The 12,581-nt window shown below is 72.8% G+C and carries 13 protein-coding genes; 8 read left to right on the top strand and 5 right to left on the bottom strand.

Annotated features, from left to right (window positions below; genetic code table 11):
• The first annotated feature begins 46 nt into the window (after nt 1–46).
• Nucleotides 47–1,351 (top strand): DUF6986 family protein, encoded by a 1,305-nt coding sequence (locus ACFYZJ_RS12015; RefSeq protein WP_388565958.1) that lies wholly within the window; start codon nt 47–49, stop codon nt 1,349–1,351.
• Nucleotides 1,352–1,429: 78 nt separating this feature from the next.
• Here the strand turns inward: ACFYZJ_RS12015 and ACFYZJ_RS12010 are convergent, their stop codons facing one another.
• On the bottom strand, nt 1,430–2,518 hold the full coding sequence (locus ACFYZJ_RS12010) for a LacI family DNA-binding transcriptional regulator (protein WP_388565955.1): 1,089 nt from the start codon (nt 2,516–2,518) through the stop codon (nt 1,430–1,432).
• Between the two features lie 240 nt (nt 2,519–2,758).
• On the opposite strand from ACFYZJ_RS12010, the gene ACFYZJ_RS12005 reads away from it, so the two are divergent.
• The 3 genes from ACFYZJ_RS12005 (at nt 2,759) to ACFYZJ_RS11995 (ending at nt 5,292) form a co-directional block, all read left to right on the top strand.
• On the top strand, nt 2,759–3,712 hold the full coding sequence (locus tag ACFYZJ_RS12005; RefSeq protein ID WP_388565952.1) for an ROK family protein: 954 nt from the start codon (nt 2,759–2,761) through the stop codon (nt 3,710–3,712).
• Between the two features lie 161 nt (nt 3,713–3,873).
• On the top strand, nt 3,874–4,068 hold the full coding sequence (locus tag ACFYZJ_RS12000; protein ID WP_388565950.1) for a hypothetical protein: 195 nt from the start codon (nt 3,874–3,876) through the stop codon (nt 4,066–4,068).
• A gap of 180 nt (nt 4,069–4,248) precedes the next feature.
• Entirely contained in the window at nt 4,249–5,292 is a 1,044-nt protein-coding gene (locus ACFYZJ_RS11995; RefSeq protein WP_388565947.1) for an NUDIX domain-containing protein, read from the top strand.
• 27 nt (nt 5,293–5,319) lie between these two features.
• Here ACFYZJ_RS11995 and ACFYZJ_RS11990 read toward each other — a convergent pair whose 3' ends face one another.
• Nucleotides 5,320–6,027 (bottom strand): MBL fold metallo-hydrolase, encoded by a 708-nt coding sequence (locus tag ACFYZJ_RS11990; protein WP_388565944.1) that lies wholly within the window; start codon nt 6,025–6,027, stop codon nt 5,320–5,322.
• A gap of 62 nt (nt 6,028–6,089) precedes the next feature.
• The gene (locus ACFYZJ_RS11985; RefSeq protein WP_388565942.1) at nt 6,090–7,445 is read right to left on the bottom strand and encodes a dipeptidase; all 1,356 of its coding nucleotides are present in this window, start codon (nt 7,443–7,445) and stop codon (nt 6,090–6,092) included.
• A 218-nt stretch (nt 7,446–7,663) separates the two neighbouring features.
• On the opposite strand from ACFYZJ_RS11985, the gene ACFYZJ_RS11980 reads away from it, so the two are divergent.
• Nucleotides 7,664–8,902 carry a geranylgeranyl reductase family protein gene (locus ACFYZJ_RS11980; RefSeq protein WP_388565940.1) on the top strand — a complete coding sequence of 413 codons (1,239 nt, stop codon included), beginning with the start codon at nt 7,664–7,666 and terminating at the stop codon, nt 8,900–8,902.
• Here the strand turns inward: ACFYZJ_RS11980 and ACFYZJ_RS11975 are convergent.
• Nucleotides 8,886–9,347: a nitroreductase family deazaflavin-dependent oxidoreductase gene (locus ACFYZJ_RS11975; RefSeq protein ID WP_388565938.1), complete on the bottom strand. Its 462-nt coding sequence runs from the start codon at nt 9,345–9,347 to the stop codon at nt 8,886–8,888. The two genes, ACFYZJ_RS11980 and ACFYZJ_RS11975, sit on opposite strands and share 17 nt — an antisense overlap.
• Nucleotides 9,348–9,602: 255 nt before the next feature.
• Here ACFYZJ_RS11975 and ACFYZJ_RS11970 point away from each other — a divergent pair, with 255 nt between their 5' ends.
• The 3 genes from ACFYZJ_RS11970 (at nt 9,603) to ACFYZJ_RS11960 (ending at nt 12,266) form a co-directional block, all read left to right on the top strand.
• Nucleotides 9,603–10,295 (top strand): TetR/AcrR family transcriptional regulator, encoded by a 693-nt coding sequence (locus ACFYZJ_RS11970; RefSeq protein WP_388565935.1) that lies wholly within the window; start codon nt 9,603–9,605, stop codon nt 10,293–10,295.
• Between the two features lie 79 nt (nt 10,296–10,374).
• A complete protein-coding gene (locus ACFYZJ_RS11965) occupies nt 10,375–11,604 on the top strand; it encodes a sensor histidine kinase (protein ID WP_388565932.1) in 1,230 nt (409 codons plus the stop codon).
• Nucleotides 11,601–12,266, top strand: a complete 666-nt coding sequence (locus ACFYZJ_RS11960; RefSeq protein ID WP_388565929.1) for a response regulator — start codon at nt 11,601–11,603, stop codon at nt 12,264–12,266. Before ACFYZJ_RS11965 ends, ACFYZJ_RS11960 begins: the two co-directional genes overlap by 4 nt.
• On the opposite strand, the gene ACFYZJ_RS11955 is transcribed toward ACFYZJ_RS11960, so the two are convergent.
• Nucleotides 12,227–12,535 (bottom strand): DUF6332 family protein, encoded by a 309-nt coding sequence (locus tag ACFYZJ_RS11955; protein WP_388565926.1) that lies wholly within the window; start codon nt 12,533–12,535, stop codon nt 12,227–12,229. The genes ACFYZJ_RS11960 and ACFYZJ_RS11955 overlap by 40 nt on opposite strands.
• Nucleotides 12,536–12,581 lie beyond the last annotated feature (46 nt).

Genomic DNA, 12,581 nt, shown 5'->3' with positions numbered 1-12,581 from the left:
CTACGGATTGTTGATTCCGTGCAGTGGAAAGCGGGAGGGGTGTGGGATGGGCCAGGGCCGGCAGGAGCGGGTGTCGACGAGCCTCGCGGGTGCCGTCGGTGAGGGGATCAGTGCCTCCCTCGCCCCGGTGGACGCCGAGTTGGCCCGTCGCTACCCGGGCGACCCGGGCACGCGCCAGCCCGTCCACACGGTCTACGTCCCCGGTGACGTCTTCGCCGCCGACACCGTGCGCTCCTGGGGCGACCAGGCCCTCGCCGCCCTCGACGAACACGCCCCGGACGCCGCCTCGTTCGCCTCGGTCCTCGGTCTCGGCGACGAACTCGCCGCGCCGGTCCACGACCGTGTCCGCGCCAAACTCGAACGCGAGCCGATCGAAGACCTGCGTGTCGACTTCGAGGACGGCTACGGGCCGCGCCCCGACGCCGAGGAGGACCAGGCGGCCGCGCGCGCGGCTCGGCTGATCGCGGAGGCCTGCGCGAAGGGCACGGCCACCCCGTACCTGGGCATCCGGATGAAGTGCATGGAGGCGCCCGTACGCGACCGGGGCATCCGCACGCTCGACATCTTCCTCACCGGCCTGATGGAGGCCGGCGGGCTGCCGGACGGGCTCGTGCTGACGCTGCCCAAGGTGACGTACCCCGAGCAGGTCACCGCCATGGTGCGGCTGCTGGAGGCGTTCGAGAAGGCGCACGGGCTCGACGCGGGGCGCCTCGGCTTCGAGATCCAGATCGAGACCAGCCAGGCCGTCCTCGCCGCCGACGGCACCGCCACCGTCGCCCGTATGATCCACGCCGCCGAGGGCCGCGCCACCGGACTGCACTACGGCACCTTCGACTACAGCGCCTGTCTCGGTGTCTCCGCCGCCCACCAGGCGAGCGACCACCCGGCCGCCGACCACGCCAAGGCGGTGATGCAGGTCGCGGCGGCGGGTACCGGCGTCCGCGTGTCCGACGGTTCGACGAACGTCCTGCCCGTCGGCCCCACCGAACAGGTCCACGACGCCTGGCGGCTGCACTACCGGCTCACCCGGCGGGCGCTGGCCCGCGCCTACTACCAGGGCTGGGACATGCACCCGGTTCACCTTCCCACCCGGTACGCGGCCGTCTTCGCCTTCTACCGGGAGGGCTTCCAGCAGGCCGCGGCACGCCTCGCCCGCTACGCGGACCGCACCGCCGGCGACGTGCTGGATGAACCGGCCACGGCGAAGGCGCTGAGCGGCTATCTGCTGCGGGGGCTGGACTGCGGCGCCCTGGACACGGCGGAGGTCACCCGGGCCACGGGTCTGACCCGCGCCGACCTGGAGGGCTTCGCGGCGCCCAGGCGAGGGGATCTCACGGCCTCGGCGCAGTAGCGGGCACTGCGGCTGCGGAGCAGTAGCGGGCACTGCGGCTGCGGAGCAGTGGCGAGCGGCTGCGGCCCTCGGCCGGCCTCAGTCGGCGGGCGGCAGTTCGCCCGAGCCCCGGGTGATCAACCGGGTGGGGAGCTCGATGCGTTCCGGGGTGACGAGGGTGCCGTCGAGCTGGCGGAACAGGCGCTCGGCGGCCGTGCTGCCGAGGGCGGCGGCGTCCTGGGCGACGACCGTGACGCCGGGCTGGAGCAGATCGGCCAGCTCGATGTCGTCGAAGCCGACCAGGGCGACCGGACGGCTGTGCGCGGCGAGGACGCGGATGACGGTGACGGTCACGCGGTTGTTGCCCGCGAAGATCGCGGTGACGGGAGCGGGCCCCGTGAGCATCTCCTCGGCGGCCCGGCGCACCCGCTCGGGATCGGTGCCGCCCAGGGACATCCAGGAGTCCGCGACGGGTATGCCCGCGTCCTCCATGGCGGCCCGGTAGCCGCGCAGCCGCTCGGCCGCGGTGTGGATGCGCGGCATGTCGCCGATGAAGCCGATCCGCCGATGACCGTGCGCGATGAGATGGGCGACCCCGTCACGGGCGCCGCCGAAGCTGTCGGACAGCACCACGTCGGCGTCGATCCTCCCGGCGGGGCGGTCCACGAACACCGTGGCGACGCCCGCCTTGATCTCCGGCTCCAGATAGCGGTGGTCGTCACCCGCCGGGATGATGACCAGCCCGTCCACGCGGCGCGCGCACAGCGCCAGTACCAGCTCCTGCTCCCGGTCCGGGTCCTCCGCGCTGGAGCCGTTGATCAACAGGGCTCCGTGCGCCCGGGCGACCTCCTCTACGGCCCGGCTCAGCGGCCCGTAGAAGGGGTCCGCGAGGTCCTCCAGGACCAGGCCTATGCTCGCCGTGCGGCCCTTGCGCAGCACCCGCGCGCTGTCGTTGCGCCGGAACCCCAGCGCCTCTATCGCCTCCTGGACCCGGCGTTCGGTGTCGGGCGTGACTCCCGCCTCGCCGTTGACCACGCGCGACACCGTCTTCAGGCCCACCCCTGCGCGTGCCGCGACGTCCTTCATGGTCGGACGGTTGCCGTAGCGAGTCCCGGTGTGGCGGTCTGCGGGGCGGTCGGTGCGGCGGGCGGTCTCGGGCACGATGCGCTGTCCTGTCCTGTCGTCCACGGAGACGTCACTCCATGGCTCTACCGGGATTCCATGGGGCTGTACGACCATGTGGCGTCGAGCATAGAGCCTGGACAACGTTGTCAGATGCGGGAGAGACTGTCCACCGCACTCTCCGGCCCGCGCCTTCCCCCAGGGGCGCTCCCTGCCCGCTCGTGCCCGGCGCCCGGACCCCGCGGCGGCGACCGCACACCGTACGCCGGGGCCGGTACCACTCACGCATTGGGAGACCTGACACTGATGCACACCGACCTCGTGGCCGCGCTCGACATCGGCGGCACCAAGATCGCCGGAGCGCTGGTGGACGGCCACGGCCGGATCCTGCTGCGCGCGCAGCGCGCGACGCCCGCGCAGGAGGACGGCGACACCGTGATGGGGGCCGTCGAGGATGTCATAGGGGAGCTGACGGGCTCCCCGCTCTGGGGTCGGGCGCGTGCCGTCGGTATCGGCAGCGCGGGGCCGGTGGACGCCTCCGCGGGCACGGTGAGCCCGGTCAACGTACCGGGGTGGCGCGACTACCCGCTGGTCGAGCGGGTCCGGTCGGCGACGGGCGGCCTGCCCGTCGCGCTGATCGGCGACGGCGTGGCCATCACGGCGGCCGAGCACTGGCAGGGCGCGGCCCGCGGCCATGACAACGCCCTGTGCATGGTGGTGTCGACGGGGGTCGGCGGCGGTCTGGTCCTGGGCGGGCGGCTGCACCCGGGCCCGACGGGGAACGCCGGCCACATCGGGCACATCAGCGTGGACCTGGACGGTGATCCGTGCCCGTGCGGCTCGCGCGGCTGCGTGGAGCGCATCGCCAGCGGGCCGAACATCGCGCGCCGCGCCCTGGAGGGCGGCTGGCGGCCGGGGCCCGACGGGGACACCTCGGCCGCCGCCGTGGCTGCGGCCGCCCGTGCCGGTGACCCGGTGGCCGTGGCGTCCTTCGAGCGCGCCGCCCAGGCACTGGCCGCCGGGATCGCCGCGACCGCGACGCTCGTCGAGATCGACATCGCGGTCATCGGCGGAGGAGTGGCCGGGGCCGGTGACCTCCTGTTCGCCCCCCTGCGCAAGGCCCTGACCGACTACGCCACGCTGTCCTTCGTCCAGCGCCTGACGGTGGCGCCGGCGCTGATGGGCACCGACGCCGGCCTGGTGGGCGCGGCTGCCGCAGCGCTGATGAAGGGCACGGACGCGACGGCTGCCGGGGTCTGACGGCGGGGACGACGGGTTCCGTCGCCGCCGGGTGAGTCGGTTCCCCCACGGGGCCCACCACCGGGTGCGGCGGGGGCCCCGGTCACATACCGATGAACTCACGGAGTGGCCGAGCGGAGATCGTTGCGTGACCCCGGCGTCCTTCGGGAGTTGAACAGGGCATGAAGAAGCGCAGCATGCTCGCCATCGCCTCCCTCGCCACCGGCTTCGTCGTGGCCGCCGTCAGCCCCTCCCATGCCGCCGACCACGACAGGCTCGGCGACCTGAGCGTCAAGGACACCCTGGGCGCCGTCGACCACTCCATCGGCCAGGACAGCCTGGCCGTGGACGACGACGCCTTCGGGCAGGACGGCTGAGAGAAGTCGACGTCGCGGCGCCGGTGCCCCCGGACAGTGGGGCCCGGCGCCGCGGTGTGCGGGGCTCGGCGGCCGACGCGGTGGTGACGTCGGCCACGCCGAGGCGCCCTCATCAGCGCCGGGTTTCCGTGGCAGTGTGGAGCGGGCAAGCCCCAGGGGGCCAACAGAAGAGGGGGAACCGTGACCGTCGTCTGGATCAACGGCGCGTTCGGTGCGGGGAAGACGACCACCGCACGGGAACTGATCGAACTGATCCCGCACAGCACGCTCTTCGACCCCGAGGCCATCGGTGCGGTGCTCACCCAGCTGCTGCCGCCGAAACGCCTCGCCGAGGTCGGCGACTTCCAGGACCTGCCGATCTGGCGACGGCTCGTGATCGACACCGCGGCTGCCATGCTCGCCGAACTCGACGGTGTCCTCGTGGTACCGATGACCCTGCTGCGCCAGGAGTACCGCGACGAGATCTTCGGTGGCCTCGCCGCCCGGCGCATCCCCGTACGCCATGTCCTCCTCGCTCCGGCCGAAACGATCCTGCGCGAGCGAATAGCCGGCCGGGAGGTCCCGCCCGACCTCCCCGACGGGGAGATGCGTATCCGCCAGTGGTCGTACGACCACATCGAGCCCTATCGGGCCGCCCTCGCCTCCTGGCTCACCGTCGACGCGCACCTCATCGACACCAGCACCCTCACCCCGTACGAGGCCGCCGTGCGGATCGCCGAGGCCGTCCGGACCGGCCAGGCACCCGCCTGCGACATCGTGCAGACACCCGAGCCGACCTCCGAGACCGTCGCCTCCGGGGTCCTCCTCTTCGACGAGCGGGACCGCGTACTGCTGGTCGACCCCACCTACAAGGCCGGCTGGGAGTTCCCCGGCGGAGTCGTCGAAGCCGGCGAGGCGCCCGCCCGAGCCGGCATGCGCGAGGTGGAGGAGGAGACCGGGATCAGGCTCGAGGAGGTCCCCCGGCTGCTCGTCCTCGACTGGGAGCCCCCCGCCCCGCCCGGCTACGGTGGGCTGCGCCTGCTGTTCGACGGCGGCCGTCTCGACAGCTCCGAAGTCGGCCGGCTCCTGCTGCCCGGCCCGGAGTTGCGTGACTGGCGGTTCGTCACGGAAGAGGAAGCGGCCGACATGCTTCCGCCCGTGCGCTACGAGCGGCTTCGCTGGGCGCTACGGGCACGCGAACGCGGCCGGGCGCTGTACCTCGAAGCGGGGGTCCCCGTGGGCTGAACCTCCGTCACCTACTGTGCGGACCCCTCAGGGCGTGGCCTCGTGCCTGTCCGCCGATTCCCGAAGTGCCGCCCCGGCCCGCCCGATCACCGGATCGCCGTGGCCGGAACAGGCCACGTCCGCAGGGAGACCCGCGAGGCGGTGGAAGGAGCGGACGGCCGCGGCCCGGTCGACGTCGAAGACACCGAGCAGGACGCCGTGGACGGGAGAGGACGCGACCGCGTCGCCCGTGAACAGCACGCCGTGCTCCGGGAGATGGATCCCGACACTGCCGTGCGTGTGACCGGGGGCGTGGACGACCCGGGCGCCGCCGCCGAAGTCGAGGACATCGCCGTCCGAGACCTCGACGACGCGGGCGGGGCGCACGGGACCGCCCGCGGGCAGGTGCCGGACGGCCTCCGCATGGAGAGGCAGCTCCCACTCCTCGAAGACCGGCGGCGTACCCGGAACCGCACCCCTGACGACCGGCGGGTCCAGGGGGTGGCGAGCACCTCGGCGGAGTGCCGTCAACTCGCTCGCCGCGCTCATGTGGTCGTCGTGGAAGTGGGTGAGCACGATACGCCGTACCTCCGACGGGTCCCGGCCGACAGCCCTGACCACGTCGGCGATCGCCGTGCCGCATCCCTTCGGGTCGGCGTCGACGGGCGTCAACTCCTCGTCGTCGGTCCAGAGATACGCCTGACCGACCGGGAAGCGCAGCAGACGCAGGCGGGGAAGGAGCTCGACGACGTCCACGGCCCCACCGTGGGCGGGCGCCCTCGCCCGGCGCGATGGCCTCCGCCGTGGGCAGAGCGGGATCAGCCGGCCGCGTAGTTCCGCAGGAAGTGGGCCTCCGCGACCGACAGGCGCTCCAGCTCCTCGGGGGACACACTCTCGTTGACCGCGTGGATCTGGGCCTCCGGCTCGCTCAGACCTATCAGCAGGATCTCCGCCCCCGGGTAGAGCGACGCGAGGGTGTTGCACAGCGGGATGGAGCCGCCCTGGCCCGCGTAACTCATCTCCTGGCCCGGGTAGGCGACCGCCATCGCCCGGGCCATCGCCGCGTACGCCGGGCTGGCGGTGTCCGCGCGGAACGGCTGCCCCTGCCCGATCTGCTCCGTCCGCACCCGGGCGCCCCAGGGCGTGTGCGTCTCCAGGTGCGCCTGGAGCAGCTTCGTCGCCTCGGCCGCGTCCACGCCCGGCGGCACCCGCAGGCTGACCAGCGCCCGCGCGCTCGCCTGCACCGACGGGGTGGCGCCGACGACCGGCGGGCAGTCGATGCCGAGGACGGTCACGGCCGGGCGCGCCCAGATCCGGTCCGGGACCGAACCGGAACCGATCAGCTGCACCCCGTCGAGCACCTTGGCATCCTTGCGGAACTGCTCCTCGTCGTAACTCAGGCCCTCCCAGTCGGACTCGCCGGTGAGTCCCTCCACGGTCGTCGAGCCGTCCTCCGCCCGCAGCGAGTCCAGCACGCGGATCAGCGCGGCCAGGGCATCCGGAGCGGCGCCGCCGAACTGACCCGAGTGCAGGTTGCCTTCCAACGTGTCGATCTGGACGCGGACCAGGGTCATACCGCGCAGGGTGGTGGTCACGGTCGGCAGGCCGGCACGGAAGTTGCCCGCGTCGCCGATGACGATCGCGTCGGCCGCGAGCAGATCCGGGTGCTCCTCGGCGTACCGCTCCAGGCCACCGGTGCCCTGCTCCTCCGAACCCTCGGCGATGACCTTGACGTGCACCGGCACGCCCCCGTTCGCCTTGAGCGCGCGCAGCGCCAGCAGATGCATGATGACGCCGCCCTTGCAGTCGGCGGTGCCGCGCCCGTACCAGCGGCCGTCACGCTCGGTCAGCTCGAAGGGCGGCGTGGCCCAGCCGGCCTCGTCCAACGGCGGCTGCACGTCGTAGTGGGCGTAGAGCAGCACGGTCTTCGCGCCCTCGGGGCCCGGCAGGTAGCCGTACACCGACTGCGTGCCGTCCGGGGTGTCGAGCAGCGCCACGTCCTGGAAGCCCTCGGCGGTGAGGGCGTCGGCGATCCACCGTGCGGCGCCCTCGCTCTCGCTCCTCGGGAACTGGTCGAAGTCCGCCACCGACTTGAAGGCCACCAGTTCGGTGAGCTCCTCCTTCGCCCTGGGCATCAGCGAGGCGACGGTCTCGGCGACCGGATTCGACGACATGGGCACGCTCCTCGTAGGTGCTGTTCAGGTACCGATGAGTACCTCTGTTGTGTACGTGTGTACCTGTTTAGGTGTGTACGGGTGGTCCTGCGGGTGTACGCGCGTCCTGGTGTGGGGCGCATACGGTGCCGATCCTCCCACAGCGGCCTGCGAGGACGCGGCCGTAGGATGCGGGGGACAGATGCGGCAGGCGGCTTGATCGGGAGCAGTAGACCATCGTGAGCGGCGAGAACTCTTCGGCGGACAGCGTGCAGCGGGTGTGGGACGTCGTCGTGGTGGGCGCGGGACCCGCGGGGGCCTCGGCCGCCTATGCCGCGGCGGTCGCGGGACGCAGCGTGCTGCTGCTGGAGAAGGCGGAGCTGCCCCGCTACAAGACGTGCGGCGGCGGCATCATCGGCCCCTCGCGCGACGCCCTGCCGCCCGGCTTCGAACTGCCGCTGCGTGACCGGGTGCACGCGGTCACCTTCTCCAACAACGGCCGCTTCACCCGCACCCGCCGCTCCAAGCAGATGCTGTTCGGGCTGATCAACCGGCCCGAGTTCGACCAGCAGCTCGTCGAGCACGCGCAGAAGGCGGGCGCCGAGCTGCGCACGGGCGCGACGGTGTCGCGGGTCGAGCAGCACGGCTCCGCGGTACCGGACCGGCGCACGGTCGCCGTCGTCCTGCAGGGTGGCGAGACGCTGCTGGCCCGGGCCGTGGTGGGCGCGGACGGCAGCGCCAGCCGGATAGGAGCCCACGTCGGGGTGAAGCTCGGCCAGGTGGACCTCGGTCTGGAGGCGGAGATCCCGGTGCCCACCACCGTCGCCGAGGACTGGAAGGGACGGGTCCTCCTCGACTGGGGGCCGATTCCGGGGAGTTACGGCTGGGTGTTCCCGAAGGGCGACACGCTGACCGTGGGCGTGATCTCGGCGCGTGGTGAAGGCGCCGCCACCAAGCGGTACTTGGAGGACTTCGTCGCCCGGCTGGGACTCGCCGGCTTCCGGCCGAGCATCTCCTCCGGGCATCTGACCCGCTGCCGCGCCGATGACTCGCCGCTGTCGCGTGGGCGGGTGCTGGTGTGCGGGGACGCGGCGGGGCTGCTGGAGCCGTGGACCCGGGAGGGGATCTCGTTCGCGCTGCGGTCGGGGCGGCTCGCGGGGGAGTGGGCGGTACGGATCGCGGAGGCGCACGACGGGGTGGACACCCGCCGCCAGGCCCTGAACTACGCCTTCGCGATCAAGGCCGGGCTCGGTGTCGAGATGAGCGTCGGCAAGCGGCTGCTGAACGTGTTCGAACGCCGCCCGGGCCTTTTCCACGCGGCCCTGACCGGCTTCCGGCCCGCCTGGAACGCCTTCAAGGACATCACACAGGGGGCCACGTCCCTGGGGGAGATCGTGCGCACCCGCCCGATCGCCCAGCGCGCCCTGACCGCGCTGGACCGGGGACCGGCGGGCGGCGAGGTCAGCTCGTCACCGTGATCCGGAAGACGGGGTGGTCGGGGGCGATACGGCGCAGGTCGGCGTCGGGGGAGTCGGGGCCGACCCCGTTGAAGAAGACGCCGACCTCGGCCTTCCAGCGCTTGAGGTAGGCGCGCAGCAGCGGGACCTTGTCGTCGTCGGTGACCTCCGTGGCGGTGAACACGTCCACGTGCTTGCCGATCCGGAGTTCGCCGCCGCCGGCGGCGCGCATGTTGTGCGTCCACTGGACGTGGCCGCGGGGGGCGAGAAGATACTGCTGCCCGTCCACGGTCAGCAGGTTGACGGGGGTGGTCCGCCACTCGCCGGTCTTGCGGCCACGGACGGCGAGGACCCGGGAGCCCCAGACACTGATGCCGCGGCGGGTCAGCCAGGCCACGGCGCGGTTGAAGACGTTGACGGTGAACCAGCCGGGCTTCTGGACGTGCGTGGACCGGGCGTCGGACATGACGGGCCTCCTGGGGCCTGGAGTGTGTGCGGTGCTCTCGTATGTGAGCGTCGCTCTCGCTTGAGAGCAGTGTGCGCGAGGTCGATGATCCAAAGCAAGAGCGGTGCTCTCTTTTTTGGGCGGGAAGAGCGGTGCGCCGGCCGGCGTGCGCCGCCCTCGCCCGCGCTCGGCGCTCACTTCCGTGTGCATCGATCGCTTCTATGTGCACTGCTCTAAGTAGTGTGCAGTGCTCCCCGCCGTGGAACACTGCCCAACATGAACATCCCCCAAGGAGCCCGCGCCCGCGCCCGTATGGAGGTCACCGCCGCCATCAAGGAGGAAGCGCGCAGACAGCTCGCCGCCGGAGGTGCCGCCGCGCTGTCCCTGCGCGCCGTCGCGCGCGAGCTGGGCATGGTCTCCTCCGCGCTCTACCGGTACTTCCCCAGTCGCGACGACCTGCTCACCGCGCTCATCATCGACGCCTACGACTCCCTCGGTGAGGCCGCCGAGGCCGCCGCCACCGAGGCAGGTGGCACCGCCCCCGCCCAGCGCTGGGTCGCCGTGTGTGAGGCCGTGCGCGCCTGGGCGCTCGCGCACCCGCACGAGTACGCGCTGATCTACGGCTCGCCCGTGCCCGGATACTCGGCACCCCGGACCACCGTCCCGGCCGCCGCCCGCGTCGGGGTCCTGATGATCGGCATCGTGCGCGACGCGTACCGGCAGCGCGGTGTGGCCCGCACCCGGGTGCCCGCCGAGCTCGAGGCCGAGGCCCGGCGCATGGCCGACGAACTGGCGCCCGACCTTCCGCCCGAGGTGGTCGTCGCCCTCGTCGCCGCCTGGGCACAGTTGTACGGGCTGGTGGGGTTCGAGTTGTTCGGGCAGTTCCACAACGTCGTGGAGGACCGCGCGACGTTCTTCCGGCACGCGGCGGCCCAGCTGGCGCACGGCGTGGGCCTGGTGTTCCCGTAGGCGTACTCCCCGGGGAGTACCCGTGATCACCTCGCCCGGTTGACGCCGTCCCCGGTCAGGGCCGTCTAGCGTGAACGGCATGGAGGAGCAGCGCGCAGACGCCCCGTGGGGGCGGCACGGACCGCCGTGGTGGAACCACGGGCCCCGCGGCTCCGGTCTGCCCTGGCGCTCCACCCTGCTGTTCACCGTCTTCGTGGTCGCCGGCACCCACTTCTCCGCCCGCAACCAGCACGGCCACCGGGCGTCCCTCGACGTCCTCGCCTACCTGCTGGTCGTCGCCGCCTCGGGAGCGCTGCTGTGGCGGCAGCGGCATCCCGTGCCGGTCGCCTTCGTGACGGCCACGGCGGCCATGGTGTACCTGGGCGCCGGATACCCGTACGGTCCGGTCTTCTTCACCGTGGCCCTCGGTTGCTTCAGCGCCCTCGCCGCGGGGCGCCGCACGGCGGCGTGGACCGCGGTCGGGATGTTCTGGGCCGGGCACGTCCTCGTCTCGCACTGGCTGTACCGGTGGCTGCCGCCGCCCGGTGACTCGGCGGCCTCCTGGGGGCAGGAGCTGCTCATCTCCGCCTGGGTTGTGGCGATCGTGGCGATGGCGGAACTCGTGCGCGTCCGGCGGGAGCAGTGGGCGCGCGAGCGGGCCGAAAGGGCGCAGGCCGCGCGGCGGCGCGCCGACGAGGAGCGGCTGCGCATCGCCCGTGAACTCCACGACGTCCTCGCCCACAGCATCTCGGTGATCAATGTCCAGGCCGGCGTCGGCCTGGCATTGCTGGACTCCGACCCGGAGCAGGCGCGTACGGCGCTCACCACCATCAAGGCCGCCAGCAAGGAGGCGCTCGGCGAGGTGCGCCAGGTGCTCGACACCCTGCGCACGCCCGGGCATGCGCCGCGCGCGCCGGCGCCCGGTCTCGACCGGCTGCCGGAACTCGTCGAGCAGGCCGCGGACGCCGGGCTGACGGTGACGGTCGACGGCGAGGCGCCGCGGCTCGCGCCGGGCACCGATCTCGCCGCGTTCCGCATCGTGCAGGAGGCGCTCACCAATGTCGTGCGCCACTCGGGGTCGCGGCACGCGCGCGTGCACATCGACAGCGCCCAGGACGTACTGCGCCTGCGCGTCGACGACGACGGGCCCGCGACCGGCGCCGACGCGGGCGGCAGCGGCAACGGCCTGGCCGGCATGCGGGAGCGGGCCGCCGCGCTCGGTGGCACGATCGAGGCGGGCACCCGGGCCGACGGCGGTTTCCGGGTGCTGGCGGTGCTGCCGCTGAAGACGTCGGCCGAGGGGGCACTCGCGCACAGGGAGGACCGTTGATCCGGGTACTGCTCGCCGATGACCAGTCGTTGGTCAGGGCAGGGTTCAGGGCGCTGCTCGACGCCCAGCCCGACATCGAGGTGGCCGGGGAGGCCGCCGACGGCGAGGAGGCGTTGCGCGCGGTGCGCGAGGCGCGGCCCGATGTCGCGCTGATGGACATCCGCATGCCGCAGGTCGACGGGCTCGCCGCGACCCGCCGGATCACTCAGGACCCGGACCTGCACAGCGTGAAGGTGGTGATGCTCACCACCTTCGAACTCGACGAGTACGTCTTCGAGGCGATCCGATCCGGTGCCTCGGGCTTCCTCGTCAAGGACACCGAACCGGAGGAACTCCTGCGTGCGGTACGGGCGGTGGTCGCGGGCGACGCCCTGCTCTCACCGAGCGTGACCCGGCGGTTGATCTCCGAGTTCGCGGCCCGCTCCAAGGAACCGGCGGCCACCGCGTCGCTCGCCGGACTCACCGAACGGGAACGGGAGGTGATGGCCCTGGTCGGCATCGGCCTGTCCAACGACGAGATCGCCCGCCGCCTGGTGGTCAGCCCGCTGACCGCGAAGACCCACGTCAGCCGCACCATGGTGAAACTGGGCGCGCGGGACCGGGCCCAACTGGTCGTCCTGGCCTATGAGTCGGGGCTGGTACGACCGGGCTGGCTGGGCTGATCGCCGGCGCCGCGCCCGAAGCGGGCCAGCACGCTGACGACGCGTGCGGCGAACAGCGCGGACGCGACCGCGATGCCCGAGGCGACGAGCATGTGCCGTGTGCCGCCCGACAGTCCGAAGGCGAGGGCCGGCCCCGCCACCGCCCCGAACACCAGGGCCGCCGCGAACGCCGCACTGCACAAGGCGTATCCGATTTCGACGGTGATCGCATCCCGCTCGGCCTGTGTGCGCCGCCCGCTCCCCGGCGAACGCCCCCCGTGTTCCTCCATGGGGCGAGTCAAACAGGCGTGCGCCCGGCGGGGCAAGGAACCCCGC

The organism is Streptomyces sp. NPDC001848, from assembly GCF_042891915.1.
GTDB lineage: Bacteria > Actinomycetota > Actinomycetes > Streptomycetales > Streptomycetaceae > Streptomyces.
The sequence above is the reverse complement of the archived record's forward strand: the minus strand, read 5'-3'. Positions and strand labels throughout refer to the sequence as shown.

What these genes read in the sequence shown, in the direction of transcription:
- ACFYZJ_RS11985 (WP_388565942.1), bottom strand. Translation starts at nt 7,445, where the DNA reads ATGTCGTCGAATCCGGTCGCCGAGACCGTCGCCTCGCTGATGCCCAGG.
- ACFYZJ_RS12005 (WP_388565952.1), top strand. Translation starts at nt 2,759, where the DNA reads ATGCACACCGACCTCGTGGCCGCGCTCGACATCGGCGGCACCAAGATC.
- ACFYZJ_RS12015 (WP_388565958.1), top strand. Translation starts at nt 47, where the DNA reads ATGGGCCAGGGCCGGCAGGAGCGGGTGTCGACGAGCCTCGCGGGTGCC.
- ACFYZJ_RS11955 (WP_388565926.1), bottom strand. Translation starts at nt 12,535, where the DNA reads ATGGAGGAACACGGGGGGCGTTCGCCGGGGAGCGGGCGGCGCACACAG.
- ACFYZJ_RS11965 (WP_388565932.1), top strand. Translation starts at nt 10,375, where the DNA reads ATGGAGGAGCAGCGCGCAGACGCCCCGTGGGGGCGGCACGGACCGCCG.
- ACFYZJ_RS11975 (WP_388565938.1), bottom strand. Translation starts at nt 9,347, where the DNA reads ATGTCCGACGCCCGGTCCACGCACGTCCAGAAGCCCGGCTGGTTCACC.
- ACFYZJ_RS12000 (WP_388565950.1), top strand. Translation starts at nt 3,874, where the DNA reads ATGAAGAAGCGCAGCATGCTCGCCATCGCCTCCCTCGCCACCGGCTTC.
- ACFYZJ_RS11970 (WP_388565935.1), top strand. Translation starts at nt 9,603, where the DNA reads ATGAACATCCCCCAAGGAGCCCGCGCCCGCGCCCGTATGGAGGTCACC.